Origin of the sequence: Thiorhodovibrio winogradskyi (assembly GCF_036208045.1) — a bacterium.
Taxonomy (GTDB): domain Bacteria; phylum Pseudomonadota; class Gammaproteobacteria; order Chromatiales; family Chromatiaceae; genus Thiorhodovibrio; species Thiorhodovibrio winogradskyi.
Genome location: NZ_CP121472.1, coordinates 3,272,979 through 3,295,628 on the forward strand (window position 1 = coordinate 3,272,979; position 22,650 = coordinate 3,295,628).

Annotated in this window: 14 protein-coding genes; all 14 read left to right on the forward strand. The window is 62.1% G+C overall.

The genetic code is table 11. The annotated features are described in order from the left end of the window. Nucleotides 1-4 precede the first annotated feature (4 nt). Complete coding sequence (locus Thiowin_RS14760) at nt 5-211, forward strand: AbrB/MazE/SpoVT family DNA-binding domain-containing protein (protein WP_328983761.1); 207 nt, start codon at nt 5-7, stop codon at nt 209-211. Between the two features lie 5 nt (nt 212-216). Further along, nucleotides 217-354, forward strand: a complete 138-nt coding sequence (locus Thiowin_RS14765; RefSeq protein ID WP_328983762.1) for a PIN domain-containing protein — start codon at nt 217-219, stop codon at nt 352-354. Beyond that, nucleotides 347-2,998, forward strand: a complete 2,652-nt coding sequence (locus tag Thiowin_RS14770) for a DEAD/DEAH box helicase (protein ID WP_328983763.1) — start codon at nt 347-349, stop codon at nt 2,996-2,998. The genes Thiowin_RS14765 and Thiowin_RS14770 overlap by 8 nt, the downstream gene beginning before the upstream one ends. A 7-nt stretch (nt 2,999-3,005) precedes the next feature. Next, on the forward strand, nt 3,006-5,975 hold the full coding sequence (locus Thiowin_RS14775) for a DEAD/DEAH box helicase (RefSeq protein ID WP_328983764.1): 2,970 nt from the start codon (nt 3,006-3,008) through the stop codon (nt 5,973-5,975). A 66-nt stretch (nt 5,976-6,041) separates the two neighbouring features. Next, nucleotides 6,042-6,299: a DUF433 domain-containing protein gene (locus Thiowin_RS14780; RefSeq protein WP_408034086.1), complete on the forward strand. Its 258-nt coding sequence runs from the start codon at nt 6,042-6,044 to the stop codon at nt 6,297-6,299. A gap of 2 nt (nt 6,300-6,301) precedes the next feature. Next, the gene (locus Thiowin_RS14785) at nt 6,302-6,631 is read left to right on the forward strand and encodes a DUF5615 family PIN-like protein (RefSeq protein ID WP_328983765.1); all 330 of its coding nucleotides are present in this window, start codon (nt 6,302-6,304) and stop codon (nt 6,629-6,631) included. Nucleotides 6,632-6,669: 38 nt separating this feature from the next. After that, nucleotides 6,670-11,799 (forward strand): Eco57I restriction-modification methylase domain-containing protein, encoded by a 5,130-nt coding sequence (locus tag Thiowin_RS14790; protein ID WP_328983766.1) that lies wholly within the window; start codon nt 6,670-6,672, stop codon nt 11,797-11,799. A 62-nt stretch (nt 11,800-11,861) separates the two neighbouring features. After that, complete coding sequence (locus tag Thiowin_RS14795; RefSeq protein WP_328983767.1) at nt 11,862-12,278, forward strand: PIN domain-containing protein; 417 nt, start codon at nt 11,862-11,864, stop codon at nt 12,276-12,278. Continuing rightward, the gene (locus tag Thiowin_RS14800; RefSeq protein ID WP_328983768.1) at nt 12,268-12,519 is read left to right on the forward strand and encodes a hypothetical protein; all 252 of its coding nucleotides are present in this window, start codon (nt 12,268-12,270) and stop codon (nt 12,517-12,519) included. The genes Thiowin_RS14795 and Thiowin_RS14800 overlap by 11 nt, the downstream gene beginning before the upstream one ends. 101 nt (nt 12,520-12,620) lie before the next feature. Further along, nucleotides 12,621-12,920, forward strand: coding sequence for a BrnA antitoxin family protein (locus tag Thiowin_RS14805; protein WP_328983769.1), 300 nt, complete (start codon nt 12,621-12,623; stop codon nt 12,918-12,920). A gap of 60 nt (nt 12,921-12,980) precedes the next feature. Then, nucleotides 12,981-13,274, forward strand: a complete 294-nt coding sequence (locus tag Thiowin_RS14810) for a nucleotidyltransferase family protein (protein WP_328983770.1) — start codon at nt 12,981-12,983, stop codon at nt 13,272-13,274. Continuing rightward, nucleotides 13,264-13,617 carry a HepT-like ribonuclease domain-containing protein gene (locus Thiowin_RS14815; protein ID WP_328983771.1) on the forward strand — a complete coding sequence of 118 codons (354 nt, stop codon included), beginning with the start codon at nt 13,264-13,266 and terminating at the stop codon, nt 13,615-13,617. Before Thiowin_RS14810 ends, Thiowin_RS14815 begins: the two co-directional genes overlap by 11 nt. Before the next feature lie 216 nt (nt 13,618-13,833). Beyond that, on the forward strand, nt 13,834-20,445 hold the full coding sequence (locus Thiowin_RS14820; protein ID WP_328983772.1) for a DEAD/DEAH box helicase: 6,612 nt from the start codon (nt 13,834-13,836) through the stop codon (nt 20,443-20,445). Next, nucleotides 20,438-22,519 carry a UvrD-helicase domain-containing protein gene (locus Thiowin_RS14825; RefSeq protein WP_328983773.1) on the forward strand — a complete coding sequence of 694 codons (2,082 nt, stop codon included), beginning with the start codon at nt 20,438-20,440 and terminating at the stop codon, nt 22,517-22,519. Before Thiowin_RS14820 ends, Thiowin_RS14825 begins: the two co-directional genes overlap by 8 nt. Nucleotides 22,520-22,650 lie beyond the last annotated feature (131 nt).

Below are 22,650 nucleotides of genomic sequence, written 5' to 3' on the forward strand. Positions count from 1 at the left end.
CGTGATGGAAACCGCCATCCTGTCCAACCAATACCAACTCATCCTACCTGAACCCATCCGCGCATCCTTGCACTTCAAACCCGGACAACACTTCGCCGTTCGCCTGACGGAACAGGGAATTGAGTTGACTCCTTGCGAATCCCCGACTGAATTGCGCGGTTTTCTGGCCGGCGCCAATACCGAGATCGACGATATTCGCACCCGGGATTGATCATCATGAATGTGCTGGACTCGTCTGACTGCATTGTTTACGCCACCGCACAGGCGCGAAGCGCGATTGTTTGGACGCAAGATGCGGATTTTGCCGCGCTTCCTGATGTCCGCTATGTCCCCAAGGTCAAACCTAATGTTTGAGAACGGCCAACAGGTTCACCATCCTCAATTCGGCACCGGCAGCGTCCTGCTCGACCAGGGCCAGACCGTCGTCGTGCGCTTTGGTGAGCGCATCGAATCCTGCGAGGCCAGCGCGCTCGGCAGCCGTTTGTCCCTGGCCGATGCGGTGCGAGTGCGGCGCTGGTCATCACCATTGGATGTCACCCTCAAAGCACAAGCCGCCGCCATCCGCTCACTCAACGATGCCTGGGGCGTGTTTTCCCGCTCGCACATCGACCTGCTACCGCACCAGCTTTGGGTTTGCTATCGCGCGCTGCAGCGCTGGCCACTGCGCATGCTGATTGCAGACGATGTCGGACTAGGAAAAACCATCGAGGCCGGCTTGATCCTGTCGGCGCTGTTGGCCAGCGACAAGGTGCGCCGGGTACTGATTCTCACCCCAGCAGGTTTAGTGGAACAATGGCAGTATCGCCTCAAATCCCTGTTCGACATCCGCTGCTCGCTCTACCGCCCGGAGGTGGATCGGCCGCGCGCGGATTTCTGGTCCGTCCACAATCAAGTGGTCGCCTCCCTGCCCACCATGCGGCTTGATCGCGGCGGTCGCCATGAGCGCCTGCTGGAGGCCGAATCCTGGGATCTGCTGATTGTCGATGAAGCCCATCATCTCAATGCCGACCAGGATACCGGCACCACCCTGGGGTTTCGCCTTGTCGAACAATTGCTGAATCAAGGCAGGGTCACCTCCTGCCTGTTTTTTACCGGCACCCCGCATCGGGGCAAGCCGTTCGGGTTCTGGTCGCTGATGAGTCTTCTGGACCCTGATCGCTTCTCCCCGCGTCGGCCTGACCACGAACAACTCCCGCATCTGCGCGACTATCTCATCCGCAATTTCAAGCCCAAGGTCACCGACATGCGTGGCCAACCGTTGTTTCAGCCAATCACCAACCGCCCTGAAACCTACAGCTATAGCCAGGCTGAAACCGATTTCTACGCCAAGCTGACCGATTTCATTGTTGCTGGCAACGCCTATGCCTCCAGCCTAGACCGCTCGGGCGCGCAACAGGTCAATCTGGTGTTGATTGCGATGCAGAAGATCGCCTCCAGCTCAGTGGCGGCCATTCGTTCCGCCCTGCGCAAGCGCGTGAGCACCATCGAGGTAGAAATCAGAAACCATCAATCTCAGCAACAGGACAGCGCTGACGCATTCGAGGACGAAGACCAGGATCTGCTGGCCGCCTGGGAGCGCTGGACGCGTGAGGCCCGATTCAAGCTCTTCTCCGAGGAGCTGCCGAATCTGCAGGAACTGCTTGCAGCCGCTGAAACCATAGGTGACGAGAGCAAAATCACGCGCATTGCCGAACTCATTGCCGAGCAATTCCCTGATCGCGCCATCCTGCTGTTCACCGAGTACAAAGCGACTCAGGCGCTGATGGTTTCGACGCTGATGGCACGCTTTGGTGAGGATGCGGTCGGCTTCATCAACGGCGATGATCGCCTGCCTGGCGTGACGCTGCCCTCAGGGCGCGAGACCCAACTCAGCCGCCGGCGCGAGGACACCGCCGATGCCTTCAATGCCGGGCGCCTGCGCTTTTTGGTGTCCACCGAGGCCGGCGGCGAGGGTATCGACTTGCAGGCCCGCTGCCACACATTGATTCACGTCGATCTGCCGTGGAATCCCATGCGCCTGCACCAGCGCGTCGGGCGCTTGAACCGTTACGGACAAACCTATCCGGTCGAAGTCATCACCGTGCGCAATCCAGCGACGGTCGAGTCCCGCATTTGGAACAAACTTGAGCACAAGCTCACCCACATCATGCGCGCGCTCGGCCATGCCATGGATGAGCCCGAAGATATGCTGCAGATGGTGCTCGGTATGGCGCGCCCAGAGTTGTTCAACCAAATCTTTGCCGAAGGCCAGCAAGTCCGCCAGGACCGGTTCGATGACTGGTTCGATGCCAAAACAAGAAGCTTGGGCGGGCAATCAGCGCTGAATACCGTGATGGATCTGGTCGGTCATTGCCAGAGCTTCGATCTATCGCAACTCGAGGATGTTCCGAAAAAAGATCTTCCCGATCTGATTGCGTTTTTCCACGGCGCCCTGATTCGCAACAAGCGCCGACCGGAACAAGACAGCGGCGTGTTCAGCTTCAAGACCCCGGAGGCTTGGCTGAATTCTCCAGGCGTGCGCACGCGCTATGAGGGCCTCACCTTCAGCCGTCAGGCCGCCACGGCCGAGCAGGCCAAGCGCATCATCGGCGTCGGCCATCAGGTGTTCGATGAAGCCTTGGCGCAAGCGTTGGAGCGGGAAGCCTCGCTCGCCCCCTTGCGCGAGATCGAGCAGCCGCTTGCTATCTTGACTGTGCTCGATGCCGTCACCGGCGGCCAATCTCAGGTGCGCCAGGTGATCGTCGGCGTGACCCAAACAGCTAACGGTGATTTTCAGATTCTCAAGGACGACGAGGTGCTCGACATCCTGAACCGCCGCAAGCCGGGCAGCGCTGATGCAGACGACCAGCCAACGGAGATCGCATCCGCGACAATCACTGCATGGATTGACCAGGCGCGCGAAACAGCCAAGAAAGAGGTGAAGGCACTGCTGCTACCATTCAAACATCCCATCATCGGCGATTTCGCGCTATTCTGGCCAGGAAACACGAAAGGCTGAGCAAGTCATGAAAACGAAAGGCCAACCTGCCCCCCGCTTGGCGCCGGGCGCCCGCGTCACCATCCGCGATGAGGACTGGATCATCCGGCGGCTTGATTTGTGCGATGACGGCGGTCATGCACTCACCTGCGATGGGCTCTCGGAGTTGGTGCGTGGCACCTCGGCGATCTTTCTCGAGCGGCTCGAGGACGATCTGCAAACTCACGATCCGGCCCGCACTGAGCTGTTTCAGGATCACAGCGATTACTTCACCGAGTCACTGCTGTTTCTGGAGAGCCAGCGCCTGCGTACCCTGGCCAATGACCAGCACATCCACCGCGCGCACCAGGCGGTGATGCAGATCGCCGACTATCAGCGCGTGCCGGCCGAGAAGGGACTCAAGCAGGTCCGCACCCGCCTGCTGATTGCCGATGGCGTGGGCCTGGGCAAAACGCTCGAGGCCGGCATGCTCGCCACCGAGCTTGATATTCGCGGGCGCGGGCGGCGCATCCTGGTGGTCACCCAAAAAAGCATGCTCACCCAATTCCAAAAAGAATGGTGGGCGCGCTTCACCCTGCCGCTGGTGCGGCTCGACTCCGCCGGCCTCCAGCGCATTCGCAACCAGATCCCCTCCGGGCACAATCCCTTCAACTACTACGACAAGACCATCATCTCGATGGACACCCTGAAGGGCAACGATGAGTACCGGCGCTATCTGGATCAATCGCGCTGGGACATCATTGTGATCGATGAGTGCCACAATGTCGCGGTGCGCAAGAGCGATGCCGGCTCCTCGCAACGGGCACGTCTGGCCAAGCAACTGGCCACCAAATCCGACAGTCTGATCCTGCTCTCGGCCACCCCGCACGATGGCTCGGCCAACAGCTTCGCCTCCCTGATCTGGCTCCTTGACCCGACCGCCATCTCCGATCCGGAGGATTACAGCCGCGCCGATCTCGACCGCAAGGATCTGTTCGTCCGCCGCTTCAAAAAAGACATCAAAGGCCAGGCCGCAGGGCAGTTTCCCGAGCCCATCACCCGCCGGCTGGCCGCCCAGGCAACACCGGAGGAAGAAGCCGCCTTCCAGGCCGCGCTCACCATTCCCTTCACTCAGCGTGGCGAGCGCGCCACGGGCCGACAGGGTGAATTGCAGCGGGTTGGGCTGCAAAAGGCGCTGTTTTCCAGCCCGGCGGCAGCTAGCGCCTACGCCCGCCACCGCATCGACAAGCTCAACCGTGGCGCATCGCCCACGGCTGCCGAAACCGCCGAGATCGCCGCCCTTAAGGATCTATTGCAACGGCTCGATGAGATCACTCCCGAGCACTTCAGCAAATATCAACGATTGCTCACTGCCTTGCGTGACGCCGATGCCGGTGCCGGTGCCGATGCGGCTCAGGGCGCACGCTGGAGCGGACAGGACAGCCGCGACCGGCTGGTGATCTTCTCCGAGCGCATTGAGACGCTGAAATGGCTTCATGCCCAGCTCCCCAGAGCGATGCGCTTGAAGGATGACGCCTTCGCCGTCCTCGACGGCGGACTGTCCGACATCGAGCAACAAGCCATTGTCGAGCGCTTCGGTCAGGAGCACGACCCGCTGCGAGTGCTGCTGTGCTCCGATGTCGCCTCCGAGGGGCTGAACCTGCACTACTTCTGCCACCGGCTGATGCACTTCGACCTGCCCTGGTCGCCCATGGTATTCCAGCAGCGCAACGGCCGGGTCGACCGCTTCGGCCAGACCCAGCAACCGCGCATCGACTACCTGCTCACCACCTCGCGCATCGAGCGCATCAAGGGCGATCTGCGCGTCATCGAAGTGCTTGTCAACAAGGACGAACAGATCAGCCGCAACATCGGCGATCCGGCCTCCATCCTGCGCCAGCACAGCATCGAGGCCGAGGAGCAACTGGTGGCCGAGGCGCTGGCCGATCACCTCAGCGCCGAGCAATTCGAGCACCAGTACATCGACCACGCCGCGCCGGTCGACGCCGTCGAGAATGAGAATGGCGACGAGGACGATTGGGAAACCGCCCTGTTCGGCTCCGCGCCCGAAGCCCCACCGGCACCCCTGCCCAGCGAACCGCATCGGTTTTTCCCCGACCTCTATGCCTTCGCCAAACAAGCCATCCGCCGCATTCCCGAGGCCGAGGGCTATCGCATTGATGACGATGCGCGCATGCTGCGCCTCACCCCGCCGCCGGATCTCAAACGCCGCCTGCGCCGCCAGCTGCCAGCCGAAGTGCTGCGCGACAGCGACGAATATGTGCTGTCGGCCTCGATCGGGCTAGTCGAGGAAGCCATCGCGCGCGCCCGCGAGCAGGATGGCTCAGAGCGAGGCGAGGGCAGCGACTGGCCGGACATCCAATACCTCTGGCCGCAGCATCCCATCGGCCAGTGGCTGATTGATCGGGTCATCGGCGACATCGGCCGCCGGCGCGCGCCGGTGATCGCCAGCCCCCAGCTCAAGCCCAATGAATGCGCCTTTCTGATGCTCGGGCTCATCCCCAACCGCAAGGGCCAGCCCCTGATCGTCGAATGGCAGACCGTGGTGGGCCATCTGAACGACTTGGGCCACCAGGGCGCGTCGTCCTTCACCCTGGAGGACTTCGACACCTTCTGCGCCCGCGCCGGCCTGCGCGAGCGCGAACTGCCCAACGCCGGCCAGCCATTGGACCTGACCGCCCTGCAACAGCAGCTGCCCGCCGCCGTCGCCGCCATGCAGACGGCTGTCACCGAGCAAGTCAAGGCGTTCAGCGCCACGCGCGCCGAGGAAGTCGCCCACAAACTCGCCGAGCTCGACGCTCTGCGCAGCGCCCAGGAACAGCAACTGCACCGGCGGATCGAAGCCCTGCCCGACCCCATCCGCCAGGGCCGCCAGGCACAACGCCAGCGCGACATCGAAGCCGTTTTCAGCGAATATCGCCAGTGGATCACCGATAGCCTGGAAGTCGAGCCGGTGCCCTTCGTGCAGGTGCTTGCCGGGGTGGTCAGGGCTGGCTAGTGCTTGTCCACGCTACCGCTAATATCCCGAGAAGTAGAGAAAAAAACCGCATCTTGGAGGCAACCAATGATCCCATCCGAACGCAACACAGGGCAACAAGATGCGATGCACGAGCGCATTACAGTCGACCGGGACGTCTGTGGCGGTCGTCCCTGTTTGCGCGGCCTGAGAATCCGCGTCAAGGACGTGCTTGAACTCCTCGCGGCAGGCGCCTCGCGCGAGGAGATTCTTACTGATTACCCCTATCTTGAAGATGCTGATATCACCGCCGCGCTCAAGTATGCCGCCGCGCAAGCCGACCACTTGATCATGAAGGCGGCCTGAAGATGCGCTTTCTGGTCGATGCCCAATTGCCACCAGCGCTTGCACATTGGCTGACAGAAAGCGGACACGAAGCCGAGCATGTTGGCGATTTAGGCCTACTCGAAGCCAGTGATCGAATCATCTGGTCGCAAGCCGTCAAGACGCATGCCACCCTGATTACCAAGTATCAGGATTTTGTCACCTTGCTTTCGACCCACTCCAATGGAACCGCGCTGATCTGGATACGGCTCGGCAATACCACCAGACGCGCCTTGCTAGCCTGGTTCGCCGAGCGATTACCGGACATCGAACAAGCCTTGGCGGCCGGCGAGTCTTTGATTGAAATCGCATGAACAGTCGCCCCCCGCTTTCCGATCATGGACACCGGCTGATGAACCCCGAAAAATTCGACGTCTTCCCCGGCATCGTCAACGAACTGGAGTTCTACAGCCACCATTTCCTCGCGCATGTGTTCCAGTCGCGCATCAAGGACTGGCTGCAAGCGCTGGCCGAGCGGACGCTGGATTCACCGCCGCCCGCCAAGCGCCTGGCACGCCTGGCCGCGCCCTTCTTCCAGCACCATGCCCGCTACCCCTGGGATGAGGACTTCAGCGCCCAGCTCCAATGGCACCGCGAGCTGCACCGGGACTTGCTGCACGCGCTCGGCTTCAGCCTCCATCCGCGCGAGCTCGAATGGCTCCCCGACCAGCCGCTGCCGGTGTGGGCTCGGCTCGACCAAGGCGGCAGCCAGACCGGCGCGCTGCCCGAGGTCATCGTCCTGCCCGCCTTCAATCCGCACCAGAAAGCGCGCGGCGATGAGTCGCCCCTAGATCCACTCGCCAGCATCCTGAGCGCGCGCCACTTTGCCATTGAGGACTGTCCCGCCGCTTATTTCGGCAAAGACCGCAAGACCCCGCGCCCGCTCGCCGAGCTGCTCAGCGACGCCCTGTTCGCCGCCGCTCACCCACCGCGCTTCGTGCTGCTGATCGGCGAGCTGGAGTGGATTCTGATCGACCGCTTCAAATGGCCCGGCAACCGCTTTCTGCGCTTCGATCTCAGCGAAATCCTCGGGCGCAAAGCTCCGGCCACGCTCAATGCCTGCACCGCTCTGCTGCATCGCGACGCGCTATGCCCGCAGCAAGGCGAGGGCTTGCTCGATACGCTCGACGCCGAGTCCCACAAGCACGACGCCGGCGTCAGCGAGGATCTCAAATACGCCCTGCGCGCGGCCATCGAGGAACTCGGCAACGAGGCCGCGCGCCAGCTCATCGCGCATCACGGCTACTACTACAGCGGCGAAACCAATCCGCTCGACGCCGGCAGCTTAAGCACCGAATGCGTGCGCCTGGTCTACCGGCTGATTTTCCTGTTCTACATCGAGGCCCGCCCCGAGCTCGGCTATGTGCCGATCAATGCCAGCGATGTCTACACCCGCAGCTACAGCCTGGAGCATCTGCGCGACCTGACGCTGACCGATCTGCACACCACCGAGGCGCAGAACGGCCAGTATTTCGACAAAACCCTGCGCAAGCTCTTTGACCTCATCGCCCAGGGTCGGCGCATCGAGTCGCCCACCATGGCCGGCGCCGCAACCGTCAACGCCTTCGAGCTGGCCCCGCTCGACAGCCGCCTGTTCGACCCGGCCAGCACGCCAATGCTGAACAAGGTCGTCTTCCCCAATCACCTGTGGCAATCGGTGCTGCGCGGCCTGTCCTTCGCCAAGGATCCCAACACCCGCCGCACCCGCCGGGTCAGCTACCAGGCGCTGTCGATCAACCAGCTCGGCGCGGTCTATGAGTCCCTGCTCTCCTATCGCGGTTTCTTTGCCAGCGAGGATCTGTATGAAGTCATGCCGGCGGCCAATGCCACCAAGGCCGACGGCGACCCCAGCGGCGATGCGGATGACGAGACCAACGACGGCGACAGCGAGGACGACGGCATCGCCAGCACCCCTAGCTACGGCGGCAGCACCGACCCACTCGCCAACGGCTGGTTCGTCACCCGCGCGCGCATCGGCGACTACCAAGACAGCGAGAAAGTCACCTTCAACAATGCCGAGGGCCGCCGCGAGCTGCGCCTCTATCCCAAGGGAACCTTCATCTATCGACTCGCCGGACGCGACCGCCAGAAGAGCGCCAGCTACTACACCCCGCAATCCCTGACCCAGTGCCTGGTCAAATACGCCCTCAAGGAGCTGCTCCAGGACAAGCGCGCGGATGACATTCTCAGCCTGCGCGTGCTCGAACCGGCAATGGGCAGCGCCGCCTTTTTGAACGAAGCCGTCAACCAGCTCGCCGAGGCCTATCTGACCCGCAAGCAGCAGGAACTCAAGCGCCGCATTCCGCATGAGCACTACGCGCAAGAACTGCAAAAGGTGCGCATGCGCTTGGCCGACGCCAACGTCTTTGGCGTCGATCTCAACCCCATCGCCACCGAGCTGGCCGAGGTCAGCCTGTGGCTCAACGCCATCTATGGCGAGACCGACGCGCGCGGCCGCCCGCTGCCGGCGCGGGTGCCCTGGTTCGGCTACCAGCTCTTTACCGGCAACTCCCTGGTCGGCGCCCGGCCCCAGGTGTTCAGCGTCAGCCAACTCAACGCGCCGAAGAAGATTAACCAGGGCGGCAAGTCCGTCCCCAATCCCGACTGCTATCTCAACGCCACCCCGCGCCGCGTCACCCCGGTCGAGCCACGACGCGAGGACGAGATCTACCATTTCCTGTTGCCCGCCGAGGACGTTTGCGACTACACCAACAAAGCGGTCAAACAATACGCCCCCAAGCCACTCGACTGCATCAAGCACTGGAAAAAGTCGCTGCTCGCGCGCTTCTCGCCGCTGGAACTCCAGCGCCTGCAACAGCTCAGCGCCCGCATCGACGCCCTGTGGCGCGAGCACGCCCGCCAACTGGCCGCCGACCGCGCCCGCACCGAGGACGCCCTGCCGGTCTGGCCCGAGCGCGGCAGCGGCGCCGTCACCAGCCGCGCCAGCAAGGAGGCCACCCGCAAAGCCGGCATGTTGAGCGAGGATCAAGCCCTGGCTACCCCCTACCGGCGGCTCAAGCTGGTCATGGACTACTGGTGCGCGCTGTGGTTCTGGCCGCTGGAGCAGGCCGAGCGGCTGCCGAGCCGCGCCCAATGGCTCACCGAGGTCGGCGCCATCCTCGACGGCAACATCCTCGACATCGACGAACAGCGCGAGCTGGATCTTGCGCCCGAGCCGGCGCGGGTCGAGCCCCAGGTGTTGGCGCCCGAGGTCCAGCCCGGCCTGTTCGCCGACCTACCCGGCCAGCAACTCCCCCTGGCCGCGCCCAGCCCGGAGAAAACCCTGCACAACCGCTACGGCGAGCTGCGCATCAAGCGCCTGCGCGAGCACTTCCCGCGCGTCACCCAGATCGATGCGCTGGCGGCGCGCTATCGGTTTTTCCATTGGGAGCTGAGTTTTGCCGATTTGTTCGGGGGATCAGGGGCGAGGGACGAGGGGCGAGGCGGTTTTGATCTCATCCTGGGGAATCCGCCCTGGATCAAGGTCGAATGGGAAGAAAAAGGCATTCTCGGCGAGGCCGATCCGCGCATCGCCATCCGCAAGATGAGCGCCTCGGAGCTGGCGCGGCGGCGCGCGGACTTGTTCGACGAATGGCCGGGAATGCAAAGCGCCTGGCTGGATGAGTTCTGCGAGCAGGCGGGGATGCAGGCGTTTTTGAATGCGGGGCAGAATTATCCCTTGCTCAAGGGCGTGCAGACCAATCTGTACAAATGCTTTTTGCCGCAGGCGTGGATGCTGGGGAATGCGCGGGGCGTGTCGGGTTTCATCCATCCAGAAGGTGTTTACGACGACCCAAAAGGCGGTGCCTTCCGTGAGGCCATTTATCCCCGCCTACGCCTGCATTGCCAGTATCAAAACGAGTTTGCGCTCTTTGTCGGAACCAATGATCACGGACGCATGCGCTTTGGCACACATATTTATCAGAACCGCCCCGCGACGCAACCAAAATTCATTACCATCAATAATTTGTTTACACCAAGCACCGTCGATGCCTGCTTCACGCACGACGGCAACGGCCCGGTGCCGGGCATCAAGACCGAAAGCGACGGCGAACGCGCGCGCTGGAACACCAGCGGCCACCGCGAACGCCTGATCCCCGTCGGACTACACGAGTTGGCCCTGTTCGCGCAACTCTACGACGAAGCCGGCACGCCGCCATTGCAAGCCCGCCTGCCCGCGCTGCACGCCCGACCGCTGATCTCGGTGCTGGAAAAATTCGCCGCCCAGCCGCGCCGACTCGGCGATCTCAAGGGCGAGTATTTCTCGACGGTCATGTTTGACGAGACCTATGCGCAGCGAGACGGCACCATCCGCCGCGACACCTGCTTTCCCGACCATCCCGGTCAGTGGGTACTCTCCGGCCCGCATTTCTTCGTCGGCACGCCCTTCTACAAAACTCCGCGCGCCCGCTGCACCGCCAACAGCCATTACGACTGCCTTGACCTCACCACCTTGCCGGACGACTACCTACCGCGAACCAACTATGTGCCGGCTTGCTCGCCGGCGGAGTATGCCGAGCGCACGCCGAGGCTGCCGTGGTCAGAGAAACAGCCATCGACAGATTCATATCGGTGGATTTGCCGAAAAATGCTTAGCCAGTCGGGTGAACGGACGTTTATAGCAACAATCCTTCCACCTAAAACAGCACATATCGATGGATCAATATCTCTTTGCTTTAAGAACCTTAAGAATTTAGTTTTTTTCTCAGCTTTATGTATTTCAACTGCTTTCGACTTCTGGGTAAAAAGCACGGGTAAATCAAACTTTAGAAATGAATTGGCCAAATTGCTGCCATTTACGGAGTTACCGAGTAGCGTTATTGGACGAACATTGGTGCTTTCCTGCCTCACCACCCACTACACCGACCTCTGGCAATCCTGCTACCGCCCCGACTTCCGCCGCCAACGCTGGTCCAGCGACTGCCCGCTGCTCGACCCCGAGTTCTTCGCCAAGCTCACCCCCAACTGGCAACGAAACTGCGCATTGCGCAGCGACTACGCCCGCCGCCAGGCGCTGCTGGAAATCGATGTCCTGGTCGCCCAAGCCCTCGGCCTGACCCTCGATGAACTGCTCACCATCTATCGCGTCCAATTCCCGGTCATGCGCCAATACGAAGCCGACACCTGGTACGACCAAAGCGGGCGGATTGTCTTCACCCCCAGCAAGGGCCTGGTCGGCGTCGGCCTGCCGCGCACCGCGCGCAAGGCCGACCTCAAGGCCGGCATCCGTTACGCCATCCATCACCCCGACGCAGCCGCACCAGCCGCCACCCGCGACCTCGCCCTCGGCTGGGAGGACATCCGCGACCTGGCCGCCGGCAGCCGGGTCACCAAAACCTTCCCCGACGACACCCTGCCCGGCGGCCCGGTCAATCGCACCATCGAATACCACGCCCCCTTCATCCGCCCCGACCGCGAGGCGGACTATCGCCGCGCCTGGGCGTTTTTTGAGCAACAGGCCCGCGAGGCGAGCGCCGCATGACATCCCGCGTTTACATCGAAACCTCGGTTATCAGCTACCTCGCCGCGCGCCCGAGCCGGGATTTGATCGTCGCCGCGCATCAGCAACTCACCCATGCCTGGTGGTCGGTTCGCCACGAATGGGAACTGTCGATTTCCGCCTTGGTCATCGAAGAGGCCAAGGCTGCAGATGCGGACGCTGCCAAGCGACGCCTCAATCGGCTGGAAGGACTTTCCATCCTGCACATGACCGACCTCGCACTCGACTTATCCACGCGCCTCATCGCTGACGGGGCGCTGCCGGAAAAGGCCAAGGAGGATGCGGTTCATGTCGCACTGGCCGCCGCACACGGAATGGATTATCTGCTGACCTGGAACTGCAAACATATCGCTAACGCCACCAAACGAACGCTGATCGAGCGCATTTGCCAATCCGCAAGCTGCGCCCCTCCGATTATTTGCACCCCCGAAGAACTGCTTGGAGATCGAAATGTGGACTGACCCCATCGTTGAAGAACTGCATCGGGTTCGTGAAGCCCATGCCGCGCGTTTCGGCAACGACCTGCAAGCCATTGCACAGGAACTGCGACGAATCGAGCATTTATACCCTGAACGCATCATCAATCCGGGGCCACGTCAGCCCGCGAACTCAAGCACCCACCAGAATCTTCACCAGGATTTTGACCAGGCGGCCAATCACGTTTTGACCAAAAATCGTGAGTTATATCAACGTCTGGACTGATGCGTCATCTTTCGCTTGGTTGGAGTGGGACATCGCGCTGATCTGGATAGCGGATTGAACCGATTGGATGCACATCATTTCCATGCGGAAGGCCGAAAAACATGAGCAACAAGCTGACTTCCGATCACTCCGTGGCAAACACGGACCTCGATGAGGCTCCGCCATTGACCGAGGCGGATTGGCAACGCGCGGTTCACCGCGTTGGCCTCCAACCGGTCACCACCGCCAAGACCCAAGTCACCATCCCGCTCGATGCGGATGTTCTCGCCTGGCTGGCAGAACAAGCCAACACGGAGGATTACCCCACGCTGATCAATGGCGCGCTGCGCGATACCATGCGCGAACATCGGCTTGAAGAAAGAATCAGGCGTGTCATCCGCGAAGAACTGCACGCGCGTTGAAAATCAACACGCCAACAGAACACAGCGATTCGTTAAACCCTTGACCAGGCGCCCACACTTATGAATCGTGACGACATTCTCGTACGTCTGAGACAGCTACAACCAGAACTGAAAGAACGCTTCGCGGTGGAGCGTATCGGCCTGTTTGGATCCGCCGCGCGCGATACCCTTGGCGAAAACAGCGATATCGACCTGCTGGTGGCGTTTCGCGGTCGCGCGACCCTTGACCGCTATTTCGGGTTAAAGCAATTTCTCGAAACGGCACTGGCCCGTCGCATTGATCTGGTCACCGAACGCGGCCTCAAACCCCTTGCGCGCGCTAGTGTCGAACAGGATCTGATCCATGTCTCGTGACTCGCATCTCTTTCTTGCCGACATCATCGAGCACGCCGAACGGGTCGAACGCCTGGCGTGCGGTCTGGATTTGGAGCGGTTTGAAGAAGATGAGACGGTGCGGCAGGCCATCCTTTTCAGCCTTCTGATCATTGGCGAAGCCGTCAAGCAGCTTCCACAATCCCTGCTTGACCGCGAACCAACCGTCAATTGGCGCGGCGCTGCGGGTCTGCGCGACATCATCGTCCATCAGTATTTTGGTCTTGATCCAGAAATCCTCTGGGATGCCGCAAGCGTCCATATCCCGCGTTTGCTCGGCGCGGCGCGGCGCTTGCAACATGAGTCAGAATCCAACAACCCATGAATGACCTATTGAAGACCGACATTTGGGCTGACCCCGTCGTTCTTGTTGATCAGCCAGGAAACAGTCTGCCGCCTCCATGGGCTGGCACGGGGCCATATCTGGGATGCCGGGCAGTACAAATCGAAAGACAGCGACATCATCGAGCGGTATCCTGATGGTTCAGAGCGGATACGCTTTCGCACCGTTAAGGTAATATCCCATGGATGAGGTGCCAGGATGCTTCCTTCGCTGATCGTCGATGAAGTCCGCCACGGAGTCGCGGAGACCCTGCGGGTGCAGTTCGAGCCGTCCACGGCGCTGTTTCGCGACGCGGTGCGGCGGCTGATTGAGCAGCCCAACTGGATCAAGGGGCCATATATCCAGCTGGGGCTGCCGTTCGTCCCTGGCACGCAGGGACAGGACTTTTTCCCCGGCTTCCGCACCGAGCATCCGGCGCATCGCCATCAGGAGCAGGCGTGGACGCGCTGTTATGCGCAACAGCGCTCGATGCTGGTTGCCACCGGCACCGGCTCGGGTAAGACCGAGTGTTTTCTGTATCCGATTCTCGCCCGCGCCGCCGAGGCCCGGGCGCGCGCCGAGTCGGGCATCAAAGCCATTATTATCTACCCGATGAACGCCCTGGCCGATGACCAGGCCAAACGCATCGCCGAGCTGGTGCACAAGACCCCGGCCTTTCAGGGCCTGCGCGCCGGGCTATTTGTCGGTTCCGGCAACGCCAAATTCAAACCCGGCAAGGCGGGGACGAATCCGGAACCAGACGCAACTGTCATGGGATCGGACCAGGTCATCGCCGACAAGGAGGTGCTGCGAGAAGCACCGCCGGACATCCTGCTGACCAACTACAAGATGCTCGATTTTCTGCTGATCCGACCCAAGGATCAGCCGCTGTGGCGGTTCAATACCCCAGAGACCCTGCGCTATCTGGTGGTCGATGAGCTGCACACCTTCGACGGCGCCCAGGGCACCGATCTGGCCATGCTAATCCGCCGCCTGCGCCATCGGCTGCGCGCTGATCCTGCGCAGCTGATCTGCATCGGCACCTCGGCCACTCTGGGCGATGCCAGCAACACCCAACCGCTGCGCGACTATGCCGGACAGGTTTTCGCGACCACCTTTGATGAGGCGGCCGTCATCACCGAGCAGCGCCAGGGCTTCGATGCCTTTATCGGCGACCGCGGGGTGGTCGAGCATCTGCTTGCCGATGACGAACGGGCGTTGGCGGCAATTCAGCCGGGGGTGTTTCCTGATCCCCGCGCGGCGGTGGCAGCGGTGCTGCCCGCTTTTTTCACCAACCCCGACACGCTCGCAGCGTTGCAGGACAGGCTCGACACGCCGCTTGGGCGCGTCCGCTTGGGCGCGGAGCTGAAAAAACATTTGCTGTTTCAGTCGCTGGTGCGCATCGCAACCGGTGGGCCGGTCACAGTCGATGAAATCGCCGACAAGTTGCGCCCCATCCTGAGCGCGAGACTGTTCGCCGAGGCGCCGGCGCTGATCTCGGCACTGCTGACGCTGGTGGCCTGGGCGCGGGCGCCTTACGCCGGCCAGGAGGTCACGGACACCATGCCCGTGGCCAAGCTGAGCCCGCTGGTTAGCCTGCGCGTGCAACTCTGGCTGCAAGAGCTGCGCCGGGTGGTGGCCACCGTCAGCCAGCACCGGGAAGAAATTGTGCTGCACGCCGATGCCAGCGTGCTGAGCCAGCACGAGCGGTTGCGCCTGCCCGTCATCCAGTGCCGGCATTGTCACGCCACCGGTTGGTTGGCGGTGAAAGCACCGCAGGATAGCCGGGTGGTCAGTCAACTGGAGCGCATCTATCCGAGTTTCTTCTCCAGGGACACCTTTGTTGCGCGTTTTTATCCGCTTGAAGACGCCAGCGCACATGACTCACCGACTCGCTCAACCCCGATCCCCCTGACCCGCCAGCGCCTGTGTGGCCAATGTGGGCATCTGGGGCGCGAGGATTTGCAGCAATGCCCGCATTGCCAAAGCGACGATCTGGTCCGGGTTGAACTGGTTGCCGCGACCCGAAAGCGCCGTCTCAAAGCTGATCCGGAAACCGACCGCGAAGGGCGCGAAGTCACCATTCATGACGACATCTGCCCGGTCTGCTCCCAGCGCGGCGGGCAGCTGATCATCGGCGCCCAGACCACCAGCATTGCCGCCCATGCAGTGGAACGGCTGTGGTCGGCGCGCTTGAACGATCATAAAAAGCTCATCCTGTTCTCTGATTCTGTCCAGGACGCCGCGCATCGCGCCGGTTATGTGGAGTCCAAGACCGAAGGCACCCTGATGCGCGCCGGGCTGGCCAAGGCCATCGCCACCTTGCCGCCGGTGCTGCCCTGGGATCAGGCGCTGGAGCGACTCGGCCGCGCCTGGCTTGAAGATGAGGAGAGAGCGGAGAGGAGTGAGGAAAGAGAGGCGGACTTACTCACTTCTCACTCCTTTCCACTCACTCCTTCTTCTCCCCCACTCACCCCTCACCCCTCGCCCCTAACCCCTCTCTCCCCGCGCGACTTCGTCGCCCGCTTCATCCCGCCGGGCATGGAATGGATGCGCGAGTGGCGCGAGTTGCGCGAGACCGGTGAACTGCCCGCCACGGCGCGCCTGCCGGGGATGCTGTGCCAGCGTTTGCAATGGCGGGCGGTGGAGGAGCTGGCCCATCGCTCGGATCGCGGACGCACCCTGACGCGGGTGGGGATTGCTGTGTTGTTTCCGGATCTGGAAGCGTTGCGCGCGCTAACCAATGATCTCGGCACAAGCTTGCGCGACAGCCGCGGCGGGCTGGAGGCGGTCGGCAATTCCGAGGTGCTGAATTGGGCACTCGGGATCCTGCTGATGCTGATCCGTGCCGGGGCCGTTTTCCACCTCGATCTGGAGCGATTCGCCGAGACGGGGAATTTTGCAGCTTTCGAGTTCGCCAAGCAGCGCAAGCACTGGATTCCGCATCGCGGTTTCGGCGGCGCGCCGCGCTTCCTCACGCGCGGGCCCGGCCGCCATGGTTTTCTGCATCTGCAAGAAACCGAGGCCAACCCGCTGTTTGATTGGGCCAAGCAGGCGCTGGGGGTCACCTTGCTTTCTCCGGGCATCGTCACCTTCGCTTATGAGCAACTTCTCAAGGCGCTCGAACAAGCCGGCCTGGGGCGCTTTGTTACTCTGGAATACAAGGGCGCCCGCGCTAAGGTGTTCGGCCTGGAGCCGGCCCGACTGCATCTGCATCAGGACTTGCGCCGTCTGCTGACCCCGTCCGGCGCGCAATCACTCTGGGTGCCGGACGCGGTCGCGGAGACGCTGGCTGGACTGCCAGCCTGGAACAGTCCGGCGGAGACCCTGCAAGCAGAAGCTCCGGGAGCGGCGAGTAGTTGGTGGCACCGCCGTCTAAAGGATGGCGATATCACCCGAGTCATCGCCCATGAGCACACCGGATTGCTCGAGCGCGACGAGCGGGTCGCGCTGCAACAGCGCTTCATGGCCGATGACGCGGAGGCGCAACCCTGGTTCGAGAATCTGCTCTCGGCCACACCAACCCTGGAGATGGGCATCAATATTGGTGATCTCTCCAGTGTGATGCTGGGCGGTGTGCCGCCGAATCAGGCCAATTTCATTCAGCGCATTGGCCGCGCGGGACGACGCGATGGAAACGCGGCGGTCTTTGCCATCGCCGACGCATCGCCTGACGGGCACGACCAATACTACTTTGCCAATCCGCTGGAAATGCTCCACGGCGATGTCGAGGCGCCGGCGATTTATCTGAATGCTGCCGAGGTGCTGCGTCGCCAGCTCTATGCCTTCTTCTTCGACAATTGGGTTGCGAACGCGCAACCGAAGCTCCCCGACAAACTCCGCGAACCCCTCGATCAGGTGGAAAGCGGAATGGCCGATAGCGGGCAGTTTCCGTTCAATTATCTGGATTTCGTTAATCGTCACGAGCCGGTCCTGTTCGATGCCTTTTGCCGCTTGCTCGACCAGGAGTTGCTGGCGGAAACGCGCGCGAAATTGGAGCAATTCATCACTGGCACCGAGCAGCTCAAACCGCTGCGCGCGCGCTTTCTGGCGTTCTTCGAGGAGACGCAGGCCGAGCGCGCGTCCTGGCAGCAGCGGCGCAAGCGCATCAATGCGGAACTCAAACGCTTGAAGAAGCTGCCGGAAGACGAGCAGACCCGGGAAGAAATCGACCTGCTGGAGAAAGAGCGCGCCGGGCTGGCCGCGCGCATTGCCCAGCTCAACGGCGAGTATCTGCTCGAAGCCATGACTAACGCCGGCCTGCTACCGAATTATGCTTTTCCGGAAGAAGGCGTGGCGCTCACCACCATCATTCACGGCAGTCGTGCGAGCGGCGTGGAGTATGTGGTGCCGGTGCACCGCTACAGTCGTCCGGCCCATGCGGCCCTGGCTGAGTTCGCGCCGCGCAATACCTTCTATGCGCACAAGAGCAAGGTGGAAATCGACCAGATCGACCTGAGCGCGGAGCCGCCAGTCGAGATGCGCTTCTGCGCCAACTGCCACTTTCTCGCTCCGCTGACCGACCCCGAGGCGCGCGCGCCCAACTGCCCGCGCTGCGGGAACGCTTTCTGGGTCGATGGCAGTCAGGTGCGCCCGGTGCTGCGTCTGCGCCGTGCGGTCGCCAACATCCATCGGGCCGACAAAACCCGGATCACGGAGTCAGACGAGGCGCGCAATCCCAAGTTCTATGCCCGACGCCTGCTGATGAACTTTGTCGCCGAGGATGTGCGCCATGCCTGGATGCTGGAATCGGACCAGGCGATTTACGGCTTCGAGTTCATTGCCAAGGCGGTCTTTCACGATCTCAATCTGGGCCAGCCGCTCCCGGTGGAGAGCGCCGAATACACCACGCTGATCGCCGGTGATGACAGCGCCAAGGCCGGTTTTTCTCTGTGCAAAAGTTGCGGGATGGTGCAACCGGTCGGGGGCCGCAATCATGGGGAAAAAGACACCCAGCTCCATACGCCCGACTGTCCGGATCGCCATGCCACGGGCAGCGATCATCTGCACCAGCGGCTGTTTCTGCAGCGCCGTTTTGAGTCAGAATGCCTGCGCATCATGGTGCCAAAGGGCTTTGGCTCGGGCGAGCGCACCACCTACTCCTTTATGTCGGCGCTGCAACTCGGTCTGCGCAAGCGCTTTGGCGGCAAGGTGGATCATCTGCGCTTCGAGACCATGTCAGAAAGCGGCGGCCCCGGCGCGAACGAGGAACAGGCCGGCAAGAGTTTCATCCTGATTTACGACTCGGTTCCCGGCGGCACCGGCTACTTGCAGCAGTTGCTCTCCGACGATGCCGGCACCCTGAATGAAGTGCTGTCCGCCGCCCACGCGGTCATTCGCGACTGCGGCTGTGCGGTCAAACCGGATCAGGACGGTTGCTACAGTTGCGTCTTTCATTACCGCCAGGGGCGCAACCGACGGCATATTTCCCGCGCCGCGGCACTCGAAATGCTCGAGGAGCTGGTCACTGGTGACTTTGCGCGCAAGGCGGTCAAATGCCTGTCGGAAATTGAGATTCACTCAAGCTTCGGCTCCGAGCTGGAACGCCGCTTTCTGCCGGCGCTCAAGACCCTGGGCGGACAGCAGGATGCCCAGGACGCACGCCTGCCGGGCGTGCGCCTCACGCAGGACATCAAGGCCGGCAAAACCGCCTGGCTGCTGACGGTGGGGCCTAACACCTATTGGGTCGATCCTCAGGTGCCGATCGAGGATCTGTCCTCCGGGCAAGTGCTCTGTCAACCGGATTTCGTGATCTCCGCCACCCGCGCCGCGCACGCGATGCGCCCGATCGCGGTCTTTATCGACGGATGGGAATATCATCAAAAAACCCTGGCCGAAGATGCCCGCAAGCGCGCCACCCTGATGTTGCGCGGCGACTATCATGTCTGGTCGGTGACTTACGAGGATATTGAGGCGGCGCGCAAGCGCAAGGGCGGCACGGACCTGGAAAGCCCGTTGAGCGTGCTGATGACAGCATCTGGCCAGCAACTACCACCCGAGCGGCTCCCGGCCCTGCCGCCGGGTGACCTGCTCGCCAATGCCATGGCGCTCTTGCTGCAATTGCTCGGCCAGCCGCTATCGAGCGACCAGAATCCGCTCGCGCGCCTGCATGCGACCGGCGCCCATCTGCTCATTCGCGGCGTACTGAGGTCTCATGAGGTGACCGAGCAAATACGGACAGCGGCTGCCATGGTCTCGAATGCGCTGCCGGAATGGCTCAAACACGATGAACACAGCGTGCATCTGCACAGTCCCCGCAAGGGCTCGGTGCAATGGATCGGCCAGGCCGAGCCAACTTTCCTCACGGGCAAGAGCACATCGGACTATCCGTTGGCCGGCGCCCTGATCCTCGACGACCGAGCGACTGAGAAAGACCCCAAAGCCGGCCGCGGGCAATGGCGCCAGTGGCTGCGCATCGCCAATCTGCTGCAAGGTGTCACAGGCGCAGCGCTTCTGACCCGAGCCATGCTGGAGGCAGGCGCGGTTCTACAGGTGCTCGCGCCGCGAGCGCCCAGGTCAGCCACGAGCAGCGATACCGACTGGGCGAGGATTCTCGCGGAGGGCGAATTCCTCGAGCGCCTGAGCGAGGGCTTTGCGTGGCTGGCCCAAGCGGGCGTGCCCGCTCCCGATGGCATCGGCGTCGAGCACGAGGAGGGTGATGACTATCGGCTGGCCGAGGCGCTGTGGGAATCGGCCCGCTTGGTCTTCCTGACATCCGCGCAGAACGAATGCGCCGCGAGTTGGACTCAAGGGGGTTATCGCGTGGTGGAAGAAGCTGAAGACTGGTGGGTGAAGATTGCCGCGGCACTGGGGGACAAACATCATGACTGAACACTTGAAGATTATCGTCAGCAACGATGTCATCAAACGCCTGACCGCCCTGCCAGCGGCGGCCCAGACCAAGGGTCTGGAATTCATGCTCAAGTTCCAGACCGACCCACGCAGTCCGGGCATCAACTACGAAACCATTAAGGCCGCGCGCGACAAAAACCTGCGCTCGGTGCGCATCGACCAAAACTATCGCGGCATTGTCTTCCGCGCGCCGAAAGACAACGTCTTCGTCTGGCTGCACATCGACACGCACGATGACGCCTATGCCTGGGCCGCGAAACGCAAGCTCAGCGTCAACCCGGTCAATGGTGCCCTGACCCTGACCAATCTGAACTTTGTCGAGGAGACCGTTCAGCGCCAGGCGCCATCATCCCGACCGGCAGCCGAATCCTCATCAGACCAAACTGCACCGGCGCAACCTGAGCCGGCCTTCGCGGCCCTGTCCGATCGCGACCTCATGGCCTTGGGCGCGCCAGAAGAGATGCTGCCCGCCGTGCGCACCCTTCGCTCCGAAGGCGATCTGGATGCCATGCGCGAGGAACTGCCGGTCGAGGCCTACGAAGGGCTGTTTCTGGTGCTGGCGGGCGATGCCGTCTCAAGCATCCTGGCCGAGCGCGAAACCCGCGTCGATCAGGACATCGATACCGAGGATTTCGCCCGTGCGGCGGAGCGCGACGAAAGCCGCTCGCGCTTCTATGTGGTTGAGGGCGAGAACGACTTGCAGGCCATTCTCTCCGCTCCGCTGGAGCAATGGCGGGTGTTCTTGCACCCCACCCAGCGCCGTCTGGCGACGCGTCATCTGAATGGGCCGGGGCGGGTTCTCGGTGGCGCCGGCACCGGCAAAACGGTGCTGGCCATGCACCGGGCAAAATATCTCGCCAATGCGCTGCTCGGCACGAACAGGAAACTCTTGTTCACCACCTTCACCACCAATCTCGCCCTGGACATCGAAGATGGCCTGAAATCCATCTGCTCCCCTGAGCAACTGGCGCGTATCGATATCATCAACCTGGATGCCCTGGTGTTCCGCCTGCTCAAGGCGCGTCGCTACGAGCATGAGATTGCCTTCGATTTTGAGGCCAAATGCGGGTCCATCTGGGAGACTGCCATGGCCGATTTCGAGTCCAGCCTTGGCGTCTCAAGGGAATTCGTGCGCGAGGAGTTCGAGCAGGTGGTGCTCGCCCAAGGACTGGCCACGCGCGATGACTACCGCGAGGCCAGCCGGCGCGGTCGCGGCGCCTTGCTCTCGCGCAAGAAACGCGATGCCCTGTGGGAAATCTTCGAGAACTATCGTCTGCAATTGAGCGCCAAGGGTTTGAAAGAACCCGACGATGCCTACCGCGACGCCTGCGCCATCCTGGCACAAGAAGGCCAGGCCCCTTACGCCCACGCCATCATCGACGAAACCCAGGATTTCGGCCCCCAAGCCCTGAAGCTGATTCGCGCACTGGTGCCGCCGGGGCCAAATGATTTGTTCTTCGTCGGCGATGGCCATCAGCGCATCTACGCCAAGAACAAGGCCAGCATGGGACATTGCGGCATCGATATCCGCGGTCGCGCGAAAAAGCTCTATCTCAACTACCGCACCACGGAAGAAATCCGCCGCGAGGCCGTGTCCTTGCTCGAAGGCATTCCCATCGACGATCTCGACGGCGGCAGCGACGAGCTGACCCGCTACAAGTCGCTTCTGCATGGCCCCACACCGCGGCACATCGCCGGCGCCTCGATGGAAGCCATACGCGATGGCTGCAAGGATTTCATCGCCCGTTGTCTGAGCGACAACCCCGACACTAAAATCGGCGTGATGGCCCCGACCACAAAGCTGCGCGATCAACTCGCCCAACAGCTGCGCGAAGCCGGCTACCAGGTTGCCACCGTCAATCACCGCGAGCGCCTGATTGGGAGCCAGGGTCGCAAAGATGCCCAAATATTCGCCATGACCCTGCACCGCGCCAAGGGCCTGGAGTTCGACGCCGTTGCCATCGCCGTCCATCGCGAACTGGACGAAAACCTGCGCAAGCTCGTCTATGTCGGCCTAACCCGCGCCAAACGGGCGGCGGTGCTTTTTGACTAGAAATAAAGCGTCCAGATAAAACGATTTCACAAGCATGGCAGAGCCTTCGATTTAGCGCTCAAGCTAAAATTGACACATAACGTATTGATCTTGTAGAAGTGAATGCGCTCTTTTCGTGTAGCCTATCGCAA